Raw genomic sequence first — 24,785 nt, 5'->3', positions numbered from 1 at the left:
CTGACGCTGATATAGATATTTCGGACTGGGTATCTTTATCAACCCGGATGCCAAACCTCGACACCCTCACCCGGTAAAAGTAACTTCTTTTGAGCAACGTTTAAAACGCATACCACCTGTAACTATACAAACCTCTTACGCAATAACCTTTAATTGCTAAAAAATTCATTTAACACGATAAATTCGATGCAAAAAAAAATAAACAATAAATTATTAAAATTGATTTGTAACAACCAATAGCGCTTAAAACCCTCTATTTTTCGCAGTCATAACGTCTATTATTGGGCCATCATTATGAGAAAACCACTTCCGAAAGGAAGTGGTTTTCTATTTATCAGAATAACGTCTAAATATTATTTTTCAGGTAGCGCATAAGCAATCACGTAGTCACCTCGGTTGGCGTTAGTCCCGGTACGGGTCGCACCACCGTCAACAACAACGACATACTGCTTACCATCTTTACCAATATACGTCATTGGTGCTCCCTGCCCGCCTACCGGCAGACGCCCACGCCAGAGTTCTTTGCCGGTGTCGTTGTCAAGCGCACGGACATAGTAATCAAGAGTGCCGTGGAAGAAAGTCAAACCACCTTTTGTCACCAGTGGTCCGCCCATCGTTGGCATCCCCATAGGGATATACAATCCTGGAACAACGCCATTCACCGGCGCATCCTGAATGCTGCCCATTGGAACCTGCCATTTGGTTTTCCCTGAAGCCAGATCGATTGCTGTCATGGTGCCAAACGGTGGTTTAAAGCAAGGTATACCCAATGGCGACATGAACATCGAACGCTCGACACCCCATGGAGTCCCTTTCTGCTCGGAATACTCGCCTTCCGTGCTGGGTTTCAGACCAATGCGTTTCGCTTCATCCTGTTTAATGAAACGCCCCCACTGCGCCATGCGAATATCGTTCACAATCAACGTACCGGTGGAGGCATCAAGAGCTCCGCCTCCCCAGTTCATCCCGCCATAGTAGCCAGGATAAATCAACGTGCGTTTCTTGTCTGACAGCGGCGTCCACTCACCTTCCCAGCGCATATCCTTGAACTGTATACGGCAATACAGCTGGTCGAAAATCGATGCTCCCCACATATCTGATTCTTTCAGCGGTTCTGTTCCCACTGATATTTTCGAATAAGGTTGGGTACTGGCCACTTTCATGCCCGGCATCGCGTCGGTTGATACTTTACGGTATTCCACCGGTACCACCGGTTTTCCGTCCCGGCGATCCAGGACAAATACCTGACCGCGTTTGGTCAACTGAATAACTACCGGCGTTGTAGTGCCGTCTTTATTCTTCAGATCGTACAGAATAGGCTGCGAGGAAACGTCGTAGTCAAACTGATCCTGGTTGGCTGTGCGGAAGTGCCAGCGTAACTTGCCGGTCTTCAGTTCGATAGCAACGATGGAATCATTGAACTCCTCCGAGTATGGATGGCGGTTACCGTTCCAGAAGTCTGGCGTCTGGTTACCGGTAGGGAAATAGGCCAGACCCAGTTTCGGATCGTAAGAGGCAGTTCCCCAGAAGTTGGGTGATTCAGGAGCATAATTCTGGCCTGACGGCAACGGCGTACTGTCTTCAGGTCTTGCCGGGTCAAAGGCCCACAGCAACTTACCGGTGCGGACATCATAACCGCGCACAACGCCCGCAGGTTCATCGGTGGAAATGTTATCGTTTATCTTACCCCCGACCATAACGACGCCATCGGCAACCAGCGGTGCAGAAGTCAGGTAGTAAGAACCTTGCTCAGGCGCTTCACTCAGACCTTCCTTGAGATCCACAAAACCATGTGTTCCGAAGTCATCACAGAGGGCACCGGTTTCAGCATCTAAAGTAAAAAGGCGACCGTCATTGGTGGTGCTGACAATACGTTTACGGCACGCAGCCGGCGTAGTTGCTGACGTATTCTGCGTGACAGACGCAACCGGAGGACTAACCTTGTCGGCAGTCAAATCGGCGTAACCAACGCCGCGGCAACGTTTCCATTGCTTGTTACTGTCGGTGATCTTCATATGTGGATCGAAGCGCCACCGTTCTTTGCCGGTGGTTGCATCCAGCGCAATCACCTTGTTCATCGGAGTGCACAGATACATCGTGTTATCTATCTTAATCGGTGTAACCTGATACTCCGAGCCATTCACCGCCAGATCGCCTGTGCGATAAGTCCAGGCAACCTTCAGATCTTTCACGTTATCTTTGTTAATTTGATCGAACTGCGCGAAGCGGTTACCTTCGACATTACGCCCCCAGGCTGGCCAGTCATTACCGCTGTCCTGTCCGGCATCAGGCTTAACAACGGCAGCTGGCGCTGCATTCTCGGCCACGACAGTAGGATGGGGGAAAAACATTCCGGTAAAGAACGCAACAATACTGGCCGCGAACACCACTGACAACACTGCTGCTGGTTTACAACTCAGCGCGGCCTTTGAATCTGAACGCAATAGCCACGGCGAAGCAGCCGATGCGATCAACGCGATAACCAGAAAAGCTATAATACGTGGCACTGATTGCCAGAAATCAAATCCGACCTCCCACAGAGACCAGATAATACTGATTATTAACAGCGCCAGGGCAAGCGGCAGCGCCCATCTCCGACGTTTAGCCATACCGTATCCTATTCCTGCCATCAGTAAACCTGCCAGCAAATAGAACCACGATCCACCAAGCGTAATCAGCCACAGGCCTCCTGCCGCAAGTAAAACCCCTAAAATACAAATTATCCCGCCAATAATCGCGAGAGGAACCCGACTTCTCATAATATAAACTCTCGTACTTTTGTATAAGTATCGGCATATACCGACATGTTCCCTTCCTTTGCCAGAAATACATCTCCCTACCGGCAATTGTACAAACGCAACAAACGGCTATTTAAGGACACTGTCGTCCTAATCAATCGTCGCCTGAGGTTGGGCCTAAAAGTATTAACATTTTGCTCACATAATATCTATGCAAAAATTGCTTTTATATAACAAATAATATCCTTTCTGTTCTATAAATAAACAGCTCCTCTCTTTTCAGGCCCTTTATAAAAACAACAAAATAACTAAGGGGAACCTTTTTCATAGCGTAGATATCGTCGAGCAGTAATTTCAGGCATAAAAAAGCGTCCGATAACCGGATACATTTAATAAACGAAAGATAAAGCGGCGTGGTTTCCGACACCGCATTCTGTTGTTAAATTGCTTACCTTTTCTTGCGATTACGCCGCATATCAATGGCAACCGCAGAGACAATAATTATTCCCTTGATAATATCCTGTACGTAAGCATCAACGCCGATAAAGGTAAAGCCGCTTTTAATCAGGCCCAGGATCACAGCGCCAATCAGCGTTCCCGTAATACGACCGACGCCGCCCATCAGGCTGCTGCCGCCAATAACGGCGGCGGTAATCGCATCCAGTTCATAGGACATCCCCATGCTGGACTGTCCGCTACTCACTCGTGCTGCCAGCACCACACCGGCTAAACCGGCTAACGCTCCCGCAATAGTATAGACGAGAAGCAGGTATTTATTAACGTTAATGCCTGAAACCTTTGCTGAAATCATATTACTGCCGATGGCATAAATATATTTACCATAGCGGGTATATTTCAGCGCAGTATGAAACAGCGCGGCGATCGCGAAAAAGATAATTACCGGCATGGCCCCCTGCCCGATAGCGCTAAAGCTGTCGGAAAGAAAACTAACCGGATTACCCTGGGTGTAATATTGCGCCAGACCGCGGGCGGACACCATCATCCCGAGCGTGGCGATAAAAGAGGGAATCCCGGTACGGGTGACCAGCACGCCGTTAATAAACCCGCAGATTAAGCCGACGCCAATCCCGGCACAAAAAGGAATAATTGCCGGCAGGTTGACCAGAGCAGGGAACATGGGCGACATGCTATCAGAAGTTTGCGCCAGGCTTGCCGCAACGACCGCCGCCAACGCAATCACCGAACCGGATGAGAGATCAATCCCGGTGGTAATAATGACCTGGGTCACGCCCACGGCAATAATACCTATAATGGCGATCTGCAAAACAATCAGTACCAGACGGTTGGTATTTAATAAAAAGGATTGATCGCGCACATACCAGCCCGCCATTTCAAAAATGAGGGCCATAACAACCATAACAACAAATATACCGGTATCCTTGGGTAATTTATGGCGTAACTGACCAAAAAAAGAAGGCTGTGCGCTTACCGGTGCCGCGGTCAATTTCATATTGCTCATTTTTTGCGCCTCAATTAGATGCCAACGACAAAATGGACTCCTGATCGGCCTCTTCTCTGTCGAGAATGCCGGTGACACGTCCTTCATGCATGACCATCACGCGATCGCTCATGCCCAGAATCTCGGGCAGTTCAGAAGAAACCATAATGACGGCTACGCCACGGTTCGCCAGTTCACTGATCAGATGATAGATTTCCGCCTTCGCCCCCACGTCAATACCACGGGTCGGTTCGTCCAGTATCAGAATTTTCGGCTGTGCTAATAGCCAGCGGGAAATTAAAACCTTCTGCTGATTACCGCCGCTAAGATTATTAATAATCTGATCCATGGTTGGGGTTTTGATATTCAGACGATGGATTTGATCCATACAGTCCTGCGCCATTTTTACATGTTTGACAAACCCGCTTTTCCCAATATATTCCGGCATATTAACGATACTCATGTTCTCTAATACTGACAGAACCAGGAATAAACCGGACTTTTTGCGATCCTCCGTCAATAACGCCATGCCCTTGTCAATTGCGGCGGCGGGTGAATCGATGTTGACGGGAACTCCATCAATCAGCACTTCACCGCTATCAAACGCTTCCATGCCAAATAAACTTTCCATCACTTCAGTACGACCGGCTCCAACCAGACCTGCGATGCCGAGAATTTCTCCCCGCCGGACGCTAAAGTTGATATCCTGGAAATGATCTTTACGCGTCAAGTTACGTACCGTCAGCACCTCTTCACCGATGGTGCTATTAAATTTCGGAAACAGCTGCGTTAATTCACGGCCAACCATTTGGGTAATCAACGACTGGCGCGTAAATTCCGAGGTTTGTTTACTGCCAATCCAGGTGCCGTCGCGGAATACGCTGATTTCATCGGTGATCGTAAAAATTTCATCCATTTTATGGCTGATATAGATAATAGCTTTGCCCTGTTCGCGCAGCTCACGAATAATATTGAACAGGTGACCTACTTCCCCCTCCGTTAATGCTGAGGTGGGTTCATCCATAATCACTACATCCGCATCCCACGACACCGCTTTGGCGATTTCCACCATTTGCTGAGCGGCGATGCTCAATTCACCCACCATTTTTTCCGGCGACAAACGGATATTCAACCTGTTCAGCAGTTCCCGGGTTTGCTGGTTAAGCTTGCGGTGATCCACAAAGCCATATTTCATAGGCTCACGTCCCAGCCAGATATTCTCCGCCACCGTCATGTGGGTGACCAGGTTTAACTCCTGGTGGATCATCGAGATCCCCGAACGCAGCGCATCCATCGTATCCTGAAACTGCACCGATTCACCCTTGACGCGAATAGCGCCCGTATCGGGGCGATAGATACCGATCAGACATTTCATTAACGTGGATTTACCCGCACCGTTTTCTCCCATCAGCGCATGCACCGTTCCCGGCCGCACGCGTAGCGATACATTATCGAGCGCCTTCACGCCTGGGAAAAATTTACTGATCCCTTCCGCTTCAAGTGCAAAACCGTTCATACATCAACCTCCGCACGACTGAATGAGTAATAGTTATTTCTGATTTTGGTTAACGAACCGGAGCCGATACTCGTTGGTAATAAATGAATAAAAATAGTGAGAACAAAAACGCTCTCCTGAACGTTTATGTTTAAACTATTTATTTTAATGCCCGCGTAAAAATAAAAAGCATCGCAATATTACGGGGGATTGTTAATAGATTAACAAATTAAATAATCAGCCTGCATTGCAGGCTGATACCATCACGCTTAAAGCGGATTGGCAGGCGCTGGCGCCTGGTCATATCCTCCCCAGACCGACTGATCGAATTCCACAACCGAACCGGTCATCAGGCCAGACTCATCGCTCGCCAGGAATGCCACCGCTCGCGCGACTTCTTCTGGCTGAATAAGACGCCCAAACGGCTGTGCCGCGGCAGCTTTCTCCAGCCAGTTATCTTCCGCGTTATGGTATTGCTTCATAATTCGATCTTCGCCTTCCGACGCCATCCAGCCAATATTTAACGCATTCACGCGAATACGGTTACGCAATAGCGCATAAGCCGTGTTACGCGTCAGCGTCGCCAGCGCTCCTTTCGAAGAACAATAGGCGGCAATAAAAGGCTGCCCGGCGAGTGAAGACATCGAACAAATATTCACGATGCTGCCGGTAATATTTTCCCGGCGCATAACCTTAACCGTCTCCTGCATCAGGAAAAAGGGTCCGCGGACATTGGTGGCAAATACTTGATCAAACAGCTCGGGGGAAGTATCAAGAATGCTGCCGCGATCGGTCATCGCGCCAGCGTTAACCAGAATATCGACTCTGCCGTGCAGCTCATCCGCTGTAGCAATAACCTTGCGACAATCCGCCACCGAGGATAAATCTGCACGGACGAAAGTGACCTTGCTTGCGCTTTCGCTATTTAATAGCGCCGCCATCTTTTCGCCTTTCTCCTGATTACGCCCGCAAATAATTACCGCAGCAGCGCCTGATTGCGCAAACTGGCGCGCAATGGCGGCGCCGACGCCTTGTGTACCGCCGGTAACAACCGCAACTTTACCCTGCAACTGACCCATCAGAATGCTCCTTTAATAAGGGTGTAACCTGCCTGATCCAACGCTGAACAAAGGGTTTTGTAACCGATTTGTGCATACTCCAGCGGCGGCGCTTTTGCTGGATCCTGTTCGGCTTCCACCACGAACCAGCCCTCATAGCCAAGTTGTGCCAGCTTTTTGATAATGGCGGTGAAATCGATCATGCCGTCGCCGGGCACGGTATAAACGCCTTTCAACACGGCATCCAGGAAAGAGTCTCGCTGCCAGTCCAGCGCCTGTAACACTTCCGCGCGCACGTCTTTCGTGTGAACGTGATTAATACGCGCACCGTGTTTTTCCAGGATAGACATGGGATCGACGCCGGCAAACGCCAGGTGGCCGGCGTCAAAGAGCAAGCCCACATCTGCCGAGGTCGCCGCCATTAAACGGTCGATGTCATGTTCATCTTCGATAGCGGTCCCCATATGATGATGGAACGCCAGCGGAACGCCAAAATCGCGGCAAAAGGCGCCAAATTGCGATAATTTCGCTGCATATTCCTGCATCTGCTCGTCGCTAAGGCGACGGCGATTGGCCAGCGGGATATCCTGGCGATTTTGTATGGTGCCTGCCGTCTCGCCGTAAACCAGGCACACGGCGCCGCAGTCGCGGAATAGCTGCATTTGCGGCAGCGCTTTTTTAATCTCTTCCTCGACGGTACTGTCCAGCAGCGTGCCGGAGTACCAGCCCGAGACTAAATCAAGCTGGTATTCTTTCAGTACTGCCCGCAGTTCCGGCGTTGCCTTCGGAAACTTACCGCCCGTTTCAACGCCCTGGAAACCCGCCTGATGGCTTTCCGCCAGACAGGTAGTCAGCGGCGTATCACCGCCCAGCTGCGGAAGATCGTCGTTAGACCAGGCAATAGGTGCGATCCCCAGTTTTGCTTTAAGTGCCATATTCTTTCCCCTGATTAAATTCCAACACGTTGTTTTTGACGACCTTCAAGGTGTTCCGCATAGGCCTGATTAACGCTTTCGCGGGCGCTGACCTCTGGTACGCCGACATCCCACCATGCATCGCCCGGCGTCCAGTCAAACGGATGGGTGGCAATGGAAATCACCGTCGTGCGATCGTTACCCTTCGCCCAGCGGACGGCTTCTTCCAGCTCATCCAGCGAGGTGACCTTACGCGCCAGCGCCCCCATAGATTGCGCATTGGCGACGAAATCAACGTGGAAAGGCTCCTTCACACGGCAATCTTTCAGCAGGTTGTTAAACGAGGCACCGCCTTTCGCATTCTGCAGACGGTTAATCACCGCAAAGCCGCCGTTATCACACACCAGCAAAATGAATTTGTGGCCGGACAGCACGCTGGAGTAGATATCAGAATTCATCATCATGTAGGTGCCGTCGCCGATCATGACAAAGACATCCCGCTCCTGTTCCGCCATCGCCGCTCCCCAGCCGGCAGAAAGCTCATAGCCCATGCAGGAGAAGCCGAATTCACAATCAAAGGTGCCGGGATTTTTTACTCGCCAGCCTTTCACCAGCTCTCCGGGAAGCCCACCCGCCGCGCTGATGATGTAATCTTCCGGCGCTGCCGCCGCGTTGACCACGCCAATCACCTGAGCATAAGTAGGATCGCCTTCCGTAATCGTACGTTCCTGCCTTTGCGCGATCAGTTCATTCCATTTGGCGAACGCCTGACGTCCCTTCTTCATCCAGGCATCGTCAGCTTTCCAGTTCACCAGTGCCGCATCCAGTTCAGTAATGCCTTCACGCGCATCGCACACCAGCGGGATGGCAAAATGTTTATGTGCATCAAAACGGGCCGCATTCAACGAGATAAACTGGGCTTTATGATCGAAGACGGTCCAGGAACCGGTCACGAAATCCATCAGTCGCGTCCCCACCGCGATCACCACATCAGCTTCCGCCGCCAGCGCGTTGGCTGAGGTAGAGCCGAGAATGCCGATGGGCCCCATATGCACGGGATTATCATGGGAGAAAGCCCCTTTCCCGGCGATGGTTTCCACCACCGGAATACCGTGGGTGACAGCAAACTGTTCCAGCTCCGCCTCGGCCTGCGAGTAACGTACACCGCCGCCGGAGATAATCAGCGGCCGCTTAGCCCGCTTCAGACATTCCACCGCGCGGGCGAGCAGTAAACGATCGGGACGCGGACGCGGCATCTGATGCAGGCGCGGCGCGAAGAACGCTTCGGGATAGTCCCACGCCATCTCCTGTACATCCTGGCAAACGCCGATAAAGGCCGGACCGCAATCGCCTGGATCCAGCATGGTTGCCACGGCCTGCGGCAGAGAAGAGAGAATTTGTTCCGGCCAGGTAATACGATCCCAGTAGCGTGAAACGGCCTTAAACGCATCATTGACGGTTTGCGTCGGATCGTTGAAATGCTCGACCTGTTGCATCACCGGATCGGGATGACGACGGGCGAAGCTATCGCCGCAAATCATCAGTACCGGTAAACGACTGGCGTGGGCGACACCGGCGGCGGTCAACAGGTTGGTGGTTCCCGGCCCGATGGAGGCTGTCACCACCATAATCTGTCGACGCGTCATCGCCTTGGCGAAGCCTACCGCCGCAAACGCCATTGACTGTTCATTCTGACCACGCCACGTCGGCAGCGTGTCCTGCGCCGCTTCCAGCGCTTCGCCCAGGCAAGTCACATTGCCGTGACCGAAAATTCCATACACGCCGGGAAACAGCGGTACGCGCTTGCCGTCTACTTCGGTAAACTGATTGCTCAAATAGCGAACTATCGCCTGAGCCGTCGTGCAACGAATCGTAGCCATATCCTCACTCACTCTTATTAGATGCCACATAGCGGCATCGCGTTTCACTTAGCAACATAAATTGCCACTGGTCGATAATGGCAATAAAAGCTGCAATTTTAGACGACAAAACACCCGATTACCTGAGACGGGAGCTTTGTTATGAAGGACTAATCGCGTTTGCGTTTACGCTGGATTTCTGTACGTTGTTCGCGTTCAGTAATGGTTTCGATACGCGGCGACCCCGTAGGTTGCAATACCGCCGCCAGCGCCATGGCAATGCTTTGCGCCAGACAAACCGGTGCCGCCAACGAACGCGAAAAGCTGTACTCTTCTTCCGGAATGGTGAACAACACGCTCGCGTTCTTCGCCAGCGGCGATAGCAGGCTGTCGGTGATCGCCACTACCGGGATACGGTTGCTATTGGCGTTATCGGCAATCGCAATCACCTCTTTTGCATAGTGACGAAAGGCGATGGCAATCAACACGTCGTTCTTGCGCATATTATTTGCCATCTGCGGCGCCAGACCGCCGGCGGAATCCAGCAGGATCACCCGGCGGTTAAGCATGGTAAGCAGATAACGCAACAGTAAGGCTATCGGCTCAGAACGCAGCTGGCCTACGATATAAATAGTTTCCGCCTGCTTCAAAAGCGCCGCCGTACTATCCAGATCGGCTTCCGTCACGCTACCCAACAGCTCCTGCAATGTCGCAATATCGCGAATGACCAGGCTTTGCAGAAAGCCGTGGCTCCCCTTTTGCTCATTCTTACGCAGGTCGCTTTCCAGAGCGGTAATCCGCTCGTTATAACCCGGCGCCGCAGTTGCCAGACGCGTCTGAAATACGCCCTGCATCTGCTTAAAGCCGCTGTAGCCAAACGCCTGAGCAAAACGCACCAGTACCGAAGGGTGCATACCACATTTGGCGGCAACGGCGTTGATCGACTCCAGCGCCACGGTATTCGGGTTTTGTGTGATATAACGCGCGGCCTGCTGATAGCGTACCGACAGCTGCGGGTATCGCCTCGTTATTTCATCGACAACCTGCTCATAATTCGCGTGAGGTAGCGAACTGGCTACGCTTTCACGCTTCTCATTTTTACTCATCAACGCTTCCTTCGCAGGTTAACCGTTCAACTTGCCGGTCTCTTTCCGCAATAAAAATTGCAATTAAAATTCAGATGCAATTAGTTCTAACGTATTTGCAACAGGCTGGGAAAAACTCTTCTCGATATTTGTGATTGGCTTCTAAAAAATTAACTTTTCATTATCATTTTATTGTCCTGAAACGCCAGCGAACCCTTAATTACTATTTGATTTATAAAGATAAAATTGAAAAAACAAATCAACAACACTTTGATAACAACCACATTGCAATTTTTATTGCGGATACCATAGTATTGCAAGAACTGATGCGTTTAAGGTTTGTAGGTTCTGACAAGCGATCCTATTAGCTAACCCGTTTTCCCAGTTGCAGGATCCAAAAATGAGCCTGAAACATATGCCGGAGGTTAGAAATATCATGTATCAAGACTTTGGACAGTTCATCAATGGGCAGTGGCGGAAAGGCAGTAGCAGTGAAGCCGTAGCCGTTATCGATCCGGGTACCGGAAAACCGCTGGGCGAAATTCCGGCGGCCACCGCCGCAGATACGCAGGAAGCGCTTGCCAGTGCGGAACGCGCGCTCAGCGTCTGGAAATCCACGCCGGCCTGGACCCGCGCCGATGTATTACAGGAAGTTGCACGCCAGATGGCGGCCTGCATCGACGATGCTGCGCTGCTGGTGTCAAAAGAGAGCGGCAAGCCGCTGGCACAGGCCAGACGCGAGTGGGAACTCTCTATCGATCAGTTTACCTGGTACGCAGAAGAGTCGCGCCGTATCTATGGTCGTATTGTTGAAAGCCGCGTACCCGGCGGGCGCTGCGAGGTCTTGCACGAACCGGTTGGCGTGGTTGCGGCCTTTACCGCATGGAACTTCCCGGTGGTGCTGGTGGCCCGCAAACTCGCCCCTGCGCTGGCGGCCGGCTGTACGGTGGTGCTGCGCCCATCCAGCGAAGTTCCCGGCTCCGCGATGATGATTTTTGAATGCCTGCGTAAAAGTGGCCTGCCCGCCGGAGTGGCGAATCTGGTCGTTGGGGCGACAGCGGACACCTATGAACCGCTGATTAACTCCCCTGTCGTCAAAAAAGTTTCTCTCACCGGCTCCACACAGCTGGGCCAGCAGATGATCCGCGACTCGGCGGCCACCGTTAAACGCCTGAGCATGGAGCTGGGCGGCAACGCCCCTGTCATCATTTATGAAGATGCGGACCTGGAAAAGGCGCTGGATCTTTCCGTCGCAACCAAATTTGCCAACTGTGGCCAGGTTTGTGTCACCTGCGATCGTTTTTATGTTCATGAAAGCCGCTATGACGATTTTGTCCGGGGCTTCGCGGAGCGCGCCAGCAGGCTGAAAGTGGGCTACGGCCTCGAAGAGGGAACGCAGATGGGGCCGCTCATCAACCCGCGCCGTCTCAAGGCCATCGAAGCGATTGTCGAGGACGCTCGTGCTAAAGGAGGCCGTATCGTCACCGGTGGTCAGCGTATCGCTCTGAACGACGGTTATTTCTATGCGCCAACGGTGATTGCCGATTTACCGGATGACGCACTGGCGCTCGCAGAAGAAAACTTCGGCCCTATCGCCGCCATTACCTCATTTAGCGATAGCGAAGATCTGTGGCGTCGGGTGAATAGTTCTGAGTTTGCCCTCGCCGCCTACGCTTTTACCCGCGATCCCGCTCGTATTCGCGAAACGGTTGCGCGCCTGGAATCCGGCATGGTGGGTATTAACAGCTACGCGCTGGCCGCCGCTGAAGTGCCTTTTGGCGGAATCAAAGCCAGTGGGATGGGACGTGAAGGCGGTAGCGAAGGCATTCATGACTATATGAACGTCAAACTGGCCCAAATTGTGGTGTAAGGAGCGGCTAATGAAAATGAATAATCTCAAGTCATGCTGGAATGAAGGCCGCACGGTACTCAACGGCTGGTTGAGTATCGCCAACTCCTTCTCTGCGGAGATCATGGCAGAACAAGGTTACGATTCGTTAACCATCGATCTACAGCATGGTTTCGTCGGTTATGAGCAGGCTACGCAAATGCTACAGGCGATGCGTGCCAGCGGCGTTGCGCCGATGGTGCGCGTACCCTGGCTGGAGCCTGGGATCATCATGAAAGCGCTCGACGCGGGGGCGTGGGGCATTATCTGCCCAATGGTTAACACCGCGGAACAGGCGCGTACGCTGGTTTCCTGCGTTCGCTATCCGCCCACCGGGAACCGTAGCTTCGGACCAACACGAGTCACCTTCTCTGCCGGTCAGGATTACGGTCAGCACGCTGACGAACAGGTGGTCTGCTTCGCCATGATTGAAACCGCCGAAGCGGTGGAGAACCTTGAAGAGATCGTCGCTACGCCGGGCCTCGACGGCGTCTATATCGGGCCGGCCGATCTGACGCTCGGGTTAACAGGCCGCAAATATCGTACGGGTTTTGACCGCACGGAACCGGAAATAGTTGATGCCATTAAGCACATTCTGCACACCGCGCACCGCGCCGGTAAAAAAGCCGGTCTGCACAACGGTTCGGCAGCTTACGCGGCAAAAGCGGCGGAATGGGGATTCGATCTGGTCACGCTCTCTAATGATGTGCAGTTGCTGCGCTCTGCCGCAGCAGCCAGCGTGCAGCAGTTCCGCGAACTTAGCGGCGGCGCTTCGCAGAGCAGTCAATATGTCCAGCCAGGAGGGTATTGAGATGGCAAACATTCTGATCGCCGGCAAAATCCATCAGGCCGGTCTCGATATTCTGCGTCACACCGCAGGATTTAACCTCCAGCTCGTTAATGAAGTCAGCGTGGAGAGCTTTGCGCCGTTTCTTAAAGACGCCGATGCATTGCTGATTCGTACCCAGCCGCTAACTTCACGCGAAATCAATACCGCGCCGAAACTGCGCATTGTTTCCCGTCACGGCGTAGGTTACGACTCGGTAGACGTTGACGCCCTGACCGCACGCAATATTCCGCTGACCGTCGTCGGCGATGTGAATTCGCTTTCAGTGGCCGAACATACTCTGGCATTGCTGCTGGCGGTGGCCAAACGCGTCAATTATTTCGACCGCAGCATTCGCGAAGGGCAATGGAATAATCGTAACAGCTTTTCCGCTGTTGAAGTCGCGGGCAGGACGCTGTTTATCCTCGGCTTTGGCCGTATCGGCAGAGAAGTGGCGCGCCTGGCAAAATGCTTTCGCATGAAGGTTGCCGCCTATGACCCCTTCCTGCCTGACAGCGTATTCGTTGACCATGACGTTACGCGGGTTACCGACATCAACCGTGGGTTGCAGCAGGCTGACGCGGTTACCGTCCATCTGCCGTTAAGCGGTCATAAACCCCTTATCGGCGAGGCGGAACTGGCGCTGATGAAGCGTGGAGCCCTGCTGATCAACACCGCGCGTGGCGGAATCGTCGATGAAGAAGCGCTTGCCGCAGCGTTGCAAAATAACGCACTCGGCGGCGCCGGGTTGGATGTGTTGCGCAATGAACCGCCGGACCTACACGCGGCCTTACTTGCCCAAAGCGATCGCTTAATCCTCAGCCCGCACGCGGCAGGCCTGACCGAAGAAGCGGCGATGCGTATGTCTGCCTCCGCTGCGACAAACATCGTCAACTTCTTCACCGGGCAACTTGATAAAGAGCTGGTAGTGAATCAACAGGTTCTGTTGCTTAACGACCTGACGAGTCAACTTCCCTGATCGCAATAACATCCCCTTAGCGGAGAATATCATGCTCAAGATTGCCGTCCTCGGCGCCGGTCGCATCGGCCAGGTACATGCAGCAAACGTCGCCCACCATAACGACGCTCAACTAGTAATGGTTGCCGATCCCTTTATCGACAACGCTAACGCGCTCACCGCCCTGTATGGTGGAACCGCAGTCAATAATCCCCTGGACGCCATTAATCATCAGGATATTGATGCAGTTGTTATCTGTACGCCGACCGATACCCATGTCGAATTAATGCTGGCGGCCGCCAGAGCCGGAAAAGCCGTGCTGTGCGAGAAACCGGTCGATCTCGATATTCGCAAGGCGATCGCTGCGGAAAAAGCGCTCGGCGAACATGCCAGCCGCGTGATGTTGGGCTTCAACCGCCGCTTCGATGCAGGACACAGCGAAACGTATCAACGTATTCGTAACGGTGAGATTGGCGATCTGCATCAGGTGATCATCACCAGCCGCGATCCGGGGCTGGCGCCGATGAACTATCTGAAACACTCCGGCGGCATCTTCCGCGACATGGTGATCCATGACTTCGACCTGGCGCGCTGGATCCTCGGCGAAGAACCGGTAGAAGTCTTCGCGACCGGCAGCCGCCTCTTTGAGCCTTCGCTGGAAGCGTTGGGCGATTACGACACCGTAATGGTACAGCTGCGCACGGCCTCCGGGAAACAGTGCCAGATCAACTGCAGTCGCCAGGCGGTTTACGGTTATGACCAGCGGCTGGAAGTTTTTGGTTCTAACGGCATGATGCTCAACGATAACCAGCGCGAAACCAGCGTTCGCCGTTACGGCCCGCAGGAGACAGAGGTCCGCGGCCCACTGCTTAATTTCTTTATGCAGCGATATACCGAGGCGTATCGCCACGAAATGGATGTCTTTATTTCTGCCATCAGAAATGGCAGTACGGTGCCGGTAACCATTCATGACGGTTGCCAGGCGTTAAAACTAGCGGATGCGGCGCAGCTTTCTGCTGATACGCATACGGTTGTCACTGTGGATTGAGGAAGTAACCATGCGCAAGTTAGGTATTGGACTGATCGGCACAGGTTTTATGGGAAAAGCACACGCTATGGCATGGAAAGCGGCTGCGTCGTTTTCGGGCGACGTACAACCTGTTTTGGTCAGCGTAGCAGACATTAATGGCGACGCGGCACAGCGCGCGCAGCAGCAGTTCGGCTTCCAGCGCTGGACAAACCGTTGGCAGGATCTGATTGACGATCCGGAGATTGATGTAATTTCCATCACCTCGCCCAACCGTTTTCACGCTGAACAATCGCTCGCCGCAATTGCCGCTGGCAAACATGTTCACTGCGAGAAACCGCTGGCCCCGGATAGCGCCACTGCGGAACGTATGTATCGTGCCGCCGAGCAGGCCGGCGTCATTACTCAGGTCGGTTTTAACTACGTCAAAAACCCGCTGCTGAAGCTTGCGAAGAAGATGATAGCCGATGGCGATCTGGGTGAAATTAACGGATTCCGGGGCATCCACGCCGAAGATTTTTTGGCCAACCCGGCCGTTCCATGGTCATGGCGTCTCGATCCGTCTGGCGGTGCGGGTGCTGTAGCCGATCTGGGCAGCCATATTCTTGGCATGGCGCGTTTCCTGCTTGGTCCGATTGAGGAGCTGGTTGCCGACCTGGAAACGGTGATTAAAACGCGCCCGGAAAGCCCTGGCGCAGCCACAAAAAAAGCGGTGGAGGTTGATGACATTGCCCGTCTGACGGTGAAGTTTGCCCGTGGCTGTAGCGGTCATGTCGAAGCCAACTGGGTCGCTTCTGGTCATAAAATGCAGTTGGGCTTTGAAATTACCGGTTCGAAAGGCTCGTTGATATTCAACCAGGAGCGTTTCAACGAACTGCAATATTTCCGCTTCAGTGAAGATGAAAGCAAAAACGGTTTTATGACGCTGGTTGCCGGTCCGGAACATTATCCTTACGGTCTGTTCTGCCCGGCGCCAGGGCACCAGCTTGGCTTTAACGATCTTAAAACAATCGAGATGCTGGAGCTTATTCAGGCAATTGCTGATGGCAACGCCGCCGGTCCGGATTTCAAAGAAGCCTTTGAAATACAGAAAATTGTCGATGCCGCTGTCACCTCTTCCCGTGAAAGAAGCTGGATAAAAATCTGACGTGCATATTACGCCTGGCTGGGAAGCCAGGCGCAGGCTCTTGTTGCTGCGTATGGAAAGAAATACGAGGAGAATGTTATGTCTGACAGTAATTCAACTGGAATCAATGAAGGGAAACCTTCATTCAGGTGGCAGTCGCTGCGCCGTAGCCTGCCCAAAGATACCGGCATATTTGTTGTTATGGTGTTAATTGCACTCGTATTTGAATGTGCAGGGTGGTATTTACGCGATCAATCATTTTTACTTAATACCAATAGATTGATCCTGATTGTTTTACAGGTTGCCATTATTGGCATTATTGCCGTAGGCGTGACCCAGGTCATTATCACCTCGGGGATCGATTTATCTTCTGGTTCACTCATTGCGCTAACCGCCGTTATTGCCGCCAGCCTGGCGCAAACATCAGATAGCATGTCGCCAATGTTCCCCTCGCTGGTGGATCTGCCGGCGGTCATTCCTATCTGCGCCGGGATTGGTGTCGGCTTAATTGGCGGATTTATTAATGGCATGTTGATTACCCGCACGGGGATCCCGCCCTTTATCGCCACGCTCGGGATGATGGTATCCGCCCGTGGCCTGGCGCAATATTATACCCAGGGTAACCCGGTTAGCTTCCTCTCTGACAGCTTTACCGCTCTTGGTCAGGGTGCAATGCCCGTAGTAATTTTCCTGCTAGTTGCCTTCGTATTTCATATTGCGCTGCGTTCCACACGTTACGGAAAATATATTTATGCCATCGGCGGCAATATCGTGTCCGCCCAGGTTTCCGGGATTAACGTAAAAAAGTATCTGGTGATGGTGTATACCATTGCCGGCGGTTTAGCCGGTTTAGCTGGAGTGGTGCTGGCAGCGCGGGTGAGCAGTGGACAGTCCAGCATGGGGATGTCCTATGAACTGGATGCCATCGCTGCGGCGGTGATTGGCGGCAGCAGCCTGATGGGCGGCGTCGGTCGTATTACGGGAACGCTGATTGGCGCCTGTATTCTGGGCTTAATTAAGAGTGGCTTCACCTTTATTGGCATCGATGCTTATATCCAGGACATTATTAAAGGAATTATTATTGTCAGCGCCGTTGCTGTTGATATGTATCGCCATAAGAAGAAACGCTAAATAATATCGGTTATAGAAACAAACCCTACGAAAGTAAGCTTAATAATAAATCCGGTGCTGTCAGGCAGGTTCTGGCCGTACCCATTACTGTGGAAGATTATCATGAAAAAATTTATCTTACTCTGTCTTGCTCTAATCACTATCAGTCCTTCGGTCTTTGCTTTACAGGTTGGTATTAGCTTCTCTCAGATGGATGTCGTCTTTCACTCATTGCTTCGCACCCATATTATCGAGCGAGCCAAAGAGTACCCTGATATGAAGATTCAGTTTGAAGACGCCCAGGGAGCGCCTGATAAGCAGCTGAGCCAGGTACAAAACTTTATTAACGGCAAAGTGGATGTCATTATCGTCCAACCGGTTGATACTCAGGGCACCAAGAATATTACCGCCGCAGCGCGAGCGGCAAAAATCCCGTTAATTTATCTTAACCGTATGCCTTCTGACTCTAAAATGGGTGACGGTATAAGCTATATCGGCAGTGACGAAATTGAAGCCGGTCGTCTGCAGATGGAATATCTGGCGGATATGGTGAAAGATCGTAAAAACGTTAATGTCGCCATCATGAAAGGCTTATTAAGTAATGATGCAACACGCTTCAGAACCCAGGGGGCGAAAGAAGTGATTGCCAAACACCCGAACATGCACGTTATCGTCGAAGACACGGCGAAATGGATGCGTGAAGACGGCATGAACTTAATGAATAACTGGATCCTGGCTGGCGATAAAATTGACATTCTGTCCGCAAACTCAGATGAAATGGCGATTGGCGCGGCGATGGCTATTAAAAGTAACGGTATGAAAGTAGGTAAAGATGTTTTAGTCGGCGGCACCGACGGCGGCCCCAACGGCCTGCAGGCGATTAAAACCGGCATGATGACCGCGACCGTGTTCCAGGATGCAAAATCACAGGGCTACGGCGCCGTGGATATGGCGGTAAAAGCCGCCAAAGGTGAAAGCCTGCAGGACGTTAACTTTATCCCGTTCCAGTTGATTACCCCGAAAAATTACCAGATATTCATGACAAAATAAGCTTCTCTGGATCTTCGGCACCTGTACTGGTTACAGGTGCCGATTTTTAACATGCGATTCGTAACGCTAAATAACTCGCTGCGTTACGTTCTGATAAATATATCATCGGCTCGATACGTGAAAGGGGAAAGCAAAACATTCCACAACAGATTATTTATACGCAATGACAAAACCAAAGCCATTAATAGATATGAAAGGTTAACCTGAAAAATCTCGCCTTAGCTTCTCTACTCCTACTCTCACTCAGCCCGGCAGCATTTGCAGTACAACCCGGCGTCAGCATTGCACAAATGGCTGCTGGCTCACCGTCACTTTGCGGTTGTCGCGCTGGCGAGCGCCATCATGACGCTGCCGCCGCAGGCCTGGTTTCTTAATGCAGGCGTACGGAAGATGTCGTCTCATGCAGGACAGCGCCCGTCTCTGTGGAGCGTTGCAGGTCAAATCTGGAAACCGGCTATCGGCCCGGCGTGGAGGTTGTGAAAAGCGTGCCAGCGCAGATTCATGGTGCAGCGCTCGGCATTTCAGGATATCGCCGACGATATTACCGGCCTCCCTGCCAGTCTGCTGGCAGCTTCTTTCGGCTATTTTTCCATAGTTCTCACCGGCGCCATTCCCGCCCTGACCGGAATTATAGTTACACCGATGACGTTCCGGAAACGATCGCGCTTATGCGGAGCAATACTTGCTTTATCTGACAGAAAATATCGCCTTATCCTGGCATCCTGTTGCTGAATGGATCGGGCTCCCGGGCAGGGGCATTTATGCCACTATTCCTGTTACGCCTTACTCCCCGGCTCGGGATCTTATCGAATGTCATGCATAAAATCGCGTCATAATTCCAGACACTTTTAACATTCTAAAGGTGAGTTAATAATTTTCTTCTTTTGAAAGGGATATTTCGTGATACAGATCACCAAATAAAACAATATCCCCTTGCCCTCACCTATTTTTATTCTCTTGATTTATAAACACTTTATTGTTAATGGTTATAATAAAAAAACACAACTCAACGTAACCTTTTGATTTTAAGCAAATTAAAACCTCCACAATGTAACTGTTGTACTGATTATTTCATTACAGTTATCTCTCTACGGTCAAAGTGTAACTGTACACACAAGGGTTGCTGAAATAGACTCATCATACTTAGTCTTAATAACCATTCAAAAACAAGCGTAATCGTTTTTAACGTATAAGACGTTGATAGCGGAAAAAGGCATGTAAAAAACATTCGTAAAAAACAGTAATGAGGAGCATTTTATGCAAGTGAAAAATAGAGGCTATGAGTTAAAAATATCTTCTTCTGCTGAATGGGATGAAATAGTAAAACATGCTGCCGATTTAAAAGGGTTGTACGCTAACGGCATGATCAAAGCCATCACGCACAATCTGCATAAAAATAGCATGAATGAACTAGAGGTGATATTAACCGTGACAAACAGCAATAATGGAATATCCGTAGCCAGGGATTATCAATCCTTTACAGAGCTAAAAGGTAATGATTTCTTAAGCGAAGAGATAAAAGCGATAGCGAATATTATCCTTGGGTATGAAGAGGCGGAAGAGATTTTTTTTCATGATTGATAGCAGCATAGCTTTACGCTACTCACATGATTTCAGCGGAGCACCGAAAAATAAAATCAACTCTTTCATCAGCATCAACACCAGCCTCTATCCGACTGGTGTTGATGCTGTAAACGAACTGCTCTCAACCTGAGATTTGGACAAGCTAACCGTCTTAACTCAGGTTAAATTCCTTAGCCGCCATCGAGGCATTTTTCACTTTGATGATGGCGTCATGCTCATCAGCCAAATCCCGACCGGCAGTTTCTGGAAGCATTACCGCCGCTATCGTTGAAACGAACGCCAGCAGCATCATATACCCGCCAATAACCCACAAATTCCCGTATGCTGCAAGCAACGCGGCACAGATGACTGGCGCAATCCCACCGGACGTCAAGGCACCTAATTCTTTAGATGACGTAATCGCGGCTAAACGAGTACGCGCACCAAATAACTCAACCATCCATGCCGATTGCACGGCGTACATCCCCGTAACACCAATGCTATAAGGCAGAATAAATGCCAGCACAATCCACGCCGACTGGCCGGAATAAAGAAAATAAATTACCGGTAGCGCGACAATAAACTGGAATAGCGATAAAGCCAGATAACATTTACGCCGTCCGATACGATCGGAGAAGAACCCTGCCACAGGCACCATCGCCATTGCAAACACCGCTGAAATCAGCACTGCCAGGGAGCCTATTTGTGGATTCTGGTGACTGATGAGCCCGGATTGCCCCACCAGAAAAACTAAAAATATGGTTGAGATACCATTTTCGCCCCAGCGCAACAAGATACAAGCCAACACCGTTTTGCGGCTGTTCTTAATAATATGCGCATAGTTCTCCACTAATCCCAGCGTTTTTCCCTGCTTTACATTAGCAAGATGGGCCGGGCTTTCCTGAACGTTTCTACGCACCCAGAGGCCAAATACAGCGATCCCGATACTGAGTAAAAATGGCACCCGCCAGCCCCAACTGTAAAAATCATCCTCCGGAAGTTTGTTAATCAATAACCAGACTATTGCCGCCAGTAAAGTTCCGCCATTAGTGCCATATGCCACCATCGCGCCAAAAAAACCTCTCTTTTGTCCTGGGGCAGTTTCCACTAACAAGGCTGAACTGGATGCCATTTCAGCCCCGGCGCCGATACCCTGTACTATTCTGAGCAGTACGAGCATCGCCGGTGCCCATAACCCAATACTGGCGTAGGTTGGCAACAGACCGATGAGCGTTGAAGCCAGCCCCATAATAATGACGGTCCATTGTAATATGGCTTTCCTGCCCACTCTGTCACCGACTGCTCCCAGAAACATGCCGCCGACCGGCCGGGCAAAATAGCCGATAGCAAAGGTAGCCAAACTAGCAAATAAAGATAGTGAGGGATTAGCGCCATGGAAAAATATTTCTTTAAATACCGTACCTGCCGCCAGCCCATAAATCGCAAAATCATAAAATTCCAGAGCCGTTCCTAATGTTCCGGAAATAACCGTACGATTTGTATTTCCAGCACTGCCTTATGTTTTTGCCTTTCGTGTTGCAACAGGCACAACGGTATTACTATCATTATGCGTCATAAAAAACCTCTGCCCCTAAATATTTGATGTGGAGAATACCGGCAATAGAATATAAAGCTCCAAAATGGTTATTAGCTTCAACTAAAAATAAGCGCTTAACGCTGCAAACCAGGAGCACTTATTTGCTCATCATTTTCCGGCGGCGTGGAACCCATAATCGCCATATCATGGTATGGAATTTGTACCCATCTCATGAACGTGTAGCGCCATACAGGCCAGGATTGCACAAACTTTTATCGCAGAGATTCGTAAACATAGTCTGCTTATTAAGAGTCATTACTGCCATAACGCACTGCGCTGCGTCGCGCCGAACCGTCGCGGCCCGTTTGAATCTGCATTTCAACCATAACTATTCATTCTGTTCCTCCGGCAGAAAATTAACTTATTTGACGTTTTCCGCCCCTGGCACAAGCCATAACAATAAAGCGCTTTTCCGGCCAGCCGATGACTGTCGTCCGTTCCGGCGTGCCTGGAACTCAAAAATGCCTCATCAAATATATTTTCATCGTGAGGTTCTGATATCTTATATTTCAAACCGTTTAATATCTTTAACAATAAATAAATAGCAACACATAGACATTAATGCGGAACAGCTAACGTAAATCAATGCGGCATTAAACGAGTGCGTTTCTTTTACTAATGTACCTATCACCAATGGGGTAACAACTGGGGCAAGGTTCCCAAACACATTAAATATACCAGCACATAAACCTACCATTTCTTTCGGTGCGGTATCAGTTATCACCGGAAAGCCTAAAGCACCAAAGCCCTTACCAAAAAAAGCAAGTGCCATCAAGATAATAATGATTGTGTTATTGTTTGTATAATTACACAATACAATACATGCCGCCAGCAGCATACCAATTACAATTGGTATCTTTCTGGCTACCGTCAATGAGAAACCTTTTTTTAATAAAAAATCAGAAAACACCCCTCCCAATATACCACCGCTAAAACCAAAAATTGCGGGAATTGCAGCGACCAATCCAGCCTTAACGACCGGAAAACCTTTAGCCTGAACCAGATAGATAGGGAACCAGACAAGGAAAAACCAGGTGATAGTATTCAGAAAGTATTGGCTAAGAAATATGCCAAACATGCTTCTGTTAGTTATCAATTTCTTTATATTAGACATTGATGGTGATTTATTTTTAACTTTCGGCTTATCCATGTGGATCATGGCGCCGCCTTGTTCAATATAGCTCAGTTCAGCAGCGGATACTGAACGGTGCTCTAAGGGGTTGCGGACCAACCTTGACCATATCAAAGTAAAAATAAAACCAATAACGCCCATCACCACGAAAACATATTGCCAGTTAAAATTATATGTAACCCATGACAATAGCGGAGAGAATACAGCCAATGAAAAATATTGTGATGCATTGAATATACTCGCAGCCGTAGCTCTCTCCTTTGTGGGAAACCACGTAGCAACAATACGCGTATTGGCGGGAAAAGCCGGAGCCTCAGCCACGCCAAGCAAGAATTGCAACAGCGCCAGCGAAACAACTATATACATTGCTGGAGCAAAAATTACAAAGCCATGAAGGAAAGTGAATAAAGACCAAAAGAACAAACTATAGGCATAAATTTTTATTGACCCATAGCGGTCCAGTAAATATCCACCAGGTATTTGCATTAACATATATGCAATACCAAACGCAGAAAAAATCCTTCCTAAGGTTGCGACATCTAAATTCATTTCTTTAATCAGATCGCTACCGACAATTGATAAGGCCACACGGTCTGCGTAGCTAATTGCGGTGATAATAAAAACGAAGAATAATATTAAAAACCTGACGTGCGTTTTTTTATTATTATAAACTCCCACTCTTATTTCTGTATCCATTATGTAACCTCACCCATTGCTATAAATTTACCATGCCATAGACACAAAAAGATTAATGAAGTCTTGAAACAGAACTAAATAGTTAATAAAAATATCGGGTTAGAGGTGGCTTAATGGCTTCCTCTACTTAAATAACCTCGTGCTGACCTTTTACTCTTTTTTGATCCCGGCCAGGCTAAGCCAGGTTTGCACCACGGTATCCGGGTTCAGGGACAGGCTGTCGATCCCCTCTTTCATCAGCCAGGCGGCAAAGTCTTCGTGGTCCGACGGGCCCTGTCCGCAGATGCCGACATATTTGCCCTGCTTCTTCGCGGCGCGAATCGCCATTAACAGCAGCGCTTTCACCGCGCAGTTGCGTTCGTCAAACAGTTCCGACACCACCCCGGAGTCGCGATCGAGGCCCAGCGCCAGCTGCGTCATATCGTTAGAACCGATAGAGAAGCCGTCGAAATACTCCAGGAACTGCTCAGCCAGCAGCGCATTCGATGGAATTTCACACATCATAATGACCTTCAGGCCGTTTTCGCCGCGCTTCAGGCCCTGACGTTCCAGCTCTTCGACAACCGCCTTCGCCTGCGCCACGGTGCGCACAAACGGCACCATCACTTCAACGTTGGTCAGGCCCATTTCGTTACGCACGCGTTTCATCGCGGCGCATTCCAGCGCAAAGCAGTCACGGAAGCTGTCCGCTACATAGCGGCCGGCGCCACGGAAGCCCAGCATGGGGTTTTCTTCTTCCGGCTCATAACGCTCGCCGCCCACCAGGTTGGCATACTCGTTAGATTTGAAGTCGGACAGGCGCACAATGACGCGCTTCGGCCAGAACGCCGCGCCCAGCGTCGCGATCCCTTCCGTCAGACGGCCGACGTAGAATTCGACCGGATCGTTATAGCCCTTCATCATCCCGCGAATTTCGTTCTGCAGCGCAGGCTCCTGCTGGTCAAATTCCAGCAGCGCGCGCGGGTGCACGCCAATCATACGGTTGATAATGAACTCCAGGCGCGCCAGGCCCACGCCTTCGTTCGGCAGGCAGGCGAAGTCAAATGCGCGGTCCGGGTTGCCGACGTTCATCATAATTTTCAGCGGCAGGTCCGGCATGGTATCGACCGTGGAGCTTTTCACGCTGAAATCCAGCAGATCCTGGTAAACGTAACCGGTATCGCCTTCCGCACAGGAAACCGTCACGTTCTGGTCGTCCTTCATG

19 protein-coding genes are annotated in these 24,785 nt (G+C 50.6%); 9 read left to right on the top strand and 10 right to left on the bottom strand.

The window, feature by feature from the left end:
• Positions 1-353 precede the first annotated feature (353 nt).
• The 7 genes from E2L00_RS20685 to E2L00_RS20655 all read right to left on the bottom strand — a co-directional run bounded on the left by E2L00_RS20685 (position 354) and on the right by E2L00_RS20655 (position 10,629).
• Positions 354-2,759: a membrane-bound PQQ-dependent dehydrogenase, glucose/quinate/shikimate family gene (locus E2L00_RS20685; protein WP_167614882.1), complete on the bottom strand. Its 2,406-nt coding sequence runs from the start codon at positions 2,757-2,759 to the stop codon at positions 354-356.
• A gap of 427 nt (positions 2,760-3,186) precedes the next feature.
• Entirely contained in the window at positions 3,187-4,209 is a 1,023-nt protein-coding gene (locus tag E2L00_RS20680) for an ABC transporter permease (protein ID WP_167614917.1), read from the bottom strand.
• Positions 4,210-4,228: 19 nt separating this feature from the next.
• Positions 4,229-5,713: a sugar ABC transporter ATP-binding protein gene (locus tag E2L00_RS20675; RefSeq protein WP_167614880.1), complete on the bottom strand. Its 1,485-nt coding sequence runs from the start codon at positions 5,711-5,713 to the stop codon at positions 4,229-4,231.
• Positions 5,714-5,961: 248 nt separating this feature from the next.
• A complete protein-coding gene (locus E2L00_RS20670) occupies positions 5,962-6,771 on the bottom strand; it encodes an SDR family oxidoreductase (RefSeq protein WP_167614878.1) in 810 nt (269 codons plus the stop codon).
• Positions 6,771-7,685, bottom strand: a complete 915-nt coding sequence (gene iolE / locus E2L00_RS20665; protein WP_167614876.1) for a myo-inosose-2 dehydratase — start codon at positions 7,683-7,685, stop codon at positions 6,771-6,773. The genes E2L00_RS20670 and iolE overlap by 1 nt, the downstream gene beginning before the upstream one ends.
• Positions 7,686-7,699: 14 nt before the next feature.
• Positions 7,700-9,544 (bottom strand): 3D-(3,5/4)-trihydroxycyclohexane-1,2-dione acylhydrolase (decyclizing), encoded by a 1,845-nt coding sequence (iolD, locus tag E2L00_RS20660; RefSeq protein WP_167614874.1) that lies wholly within the window; start codon positions 9,542-9,544, stop codon positions 7,700-7,702.
• Positions 9,545-9,693: 149 nt separating this feature from the next.
• Positions 9,694-10,629 carry a MurR/RpiR family transcriptional regulator gene (locus E2L00_RS20655; RefSeq protein WP_167614872.1) on the bottom strand — a complete coding sequence of 312 codons (936 nt, stop codon included), beginning with the start codon at positions 10,627-10,629 and terminating at the stop codon, positions 9,694-9,696.
• A gap of 379 nt (positions 10,630-11,008) precedes the next feature.
• Here E2L00_RS20655 and E2L00_RS20650 point away from each other — a divergent pair, with 379 nt between their 5' ends.
• The 9 genes from E2L00_RS20650 to E2L00_RS20610 all read left to right on the top strand — a co-directional run bounded on the left by E2L00_RS20650 (position 11,009) and on the right by E2L00_RS20610 (position 20,174).
• A complete protein-coding gene (locus tag E2L00_RS20650; RefSeq protein WP_236127789.1) occupies positions 11,009-12,478 on the top strand; it encodes an NAD-dependent succinate-semialdehyde dehydrogenase in 1,470 nt (489 codons plus the stop codon).
• A 10-nt stretch (positions 12,479-12,488) separates the two neighbouring features.
• Complete coding sequence (locus tag E2L00_RS20645) at positions 12,489-13,307, top strand: HpcH/HpaI aldolase family protein (protein WP_167614870.1); 819 nt, start codon at positions 12,489-12,491, stop codon at positions 13,305-13,307.
• A gap of 1 nt (position 13,308) precedes the next feature.
• Positions 13,309-14,301, top strand: coding sequence for a hydroxyacid dehydrogenase (locus tag E2L00_RS20640; protein WP_167614868.1), 993 nt, complete (start codon positions 13,309-13,311; stop codon positions 14,299-14,301).
• Between the two features lie 31 nt (positions 14,302-14,332).
• Positions 14,333-15,328 carry an inositol 2-dehydrogenase gene (gene iolG, locus E2L00_RS20635; RefSeq protein WP_167614866.1) on the top strand — a complete coding sequence of 332 codons (996 nt, stop codon included), beginning with the start codon at positions 14,333-14,335 and terminating at the stop codon, positions 15,326-15,328.
• A 10-nt stretch (positions 15,329-15,338) separates the two neighbouring features.
• Positions 15,339-16,454, top strand: a complete 1,116-nt coding sequence (locus E2L00_RS20630; RefSeq protein WP_167614864.1) for a Gfo/Idh/MocA family protein — start codon at positions 15,339-15,341, stop codon at positions 16,452-16,454.
• Positions 16,455-16,532: 78 nt separating this feature from the next.
• Positions 16,533-17,564, top strand: coding sequence for an ABC transporter permease (locus tag E2L00_RS20625; RefSeq protein WP_167614862.1), 1,032 nt, complete (start codon positions 16,533-16,535; stop codon positions 17,562-17,564).
• Between the two features lie 102 nt (positions 17,565-17,666).
• Entirely contained in the window at positions 17,667-18,593 is a 927-nt protein-coding gene (locus tag E2L00_RS20620; RefSeq protein ID WP_167614860.1) for a substrate-binding domain-containing protein, read from the top strand.
• 282 nt (positions 18,594-18,875) lie between these two features.
• A complete protein-coding gene (locus E2L00_RS22045; protein WP_167614858.1) occupies positions 18,876-19,073 on the top strand; it encodes a hypothetical protein in 198 nt (65 codons plus the stop codon).
• A gap of 777 nt (positions 19,074-19,850) precedes the next feature.
• Complete coding sequence (locus E2L00_RS20610; protein ID WP_167614856.1) at positions 19,851-20,174, top strand: DUF1869 domain-containing protein; 324 nt, start codon at positions 19,851-19,853, stop codon at positions 20,172-20,174.
• 154 nt (positions 20,175-20,328) lie between these two features.
• On the opposite strand, the gene E2L00_RS21885 is transcribed toward E2L00_RS20610, so the two are convergent.
• The 3 genes from E2L00_RS21885 to E2L00_RS20595 all read right to left on the bottom strand — a co-directional run.
• Positions 20,329-21,642 carry an MFS transporter gene (locus tag E2L00_RS21885; protein WP_338031953.1) on the bottom strand — a complete coding sequence of 438 codons (1,314 nt, stop codon included), beginning with the start codon at positions 21,640-21,642 and terminating at the stop codon, positions 20,329-20,331.
• 613 nt (positions 21,643-22,255) lie between these two features.
• Positions 22,256-23,581 carry an MFS transporter gene (locus E2L00_RS20600; RefSeq protein WP_167614852.1) on the bottom strand — a complete coding sequence of 442 codons (1,326 nt, stop codon included), beginning with the start codon at positions 23,579-23,581 and terminating at the stop codon, positions 22,256-22,258.
• 150 nt (positions 23,582-23,731) lie between these two features.
• On the bottom strand, positions 23,732-24,785 hold a 1,054-nt coding region (locus tag E2L00_RS20595; RefSeq protein WP_338031952.1), incomplete at its 5' end, for a putative PEP-binding protein.

The sequence above is a fragment of the Cedecea colo genome (assembly GCF_011808225.1).
GTDB classification, from domain to species: domain Bacteria; phylum Pseudomonadota; class Gammaproteobacteria; order Enterobacterales; family Enterobacteriaceae; genus Dryocola; species Dryocola colo.
The sequence above is the reverse complement of the archived record's forward strand: the minus strand, read 5'-3'. Positions and strand labels throughout refer to the sequence as shown.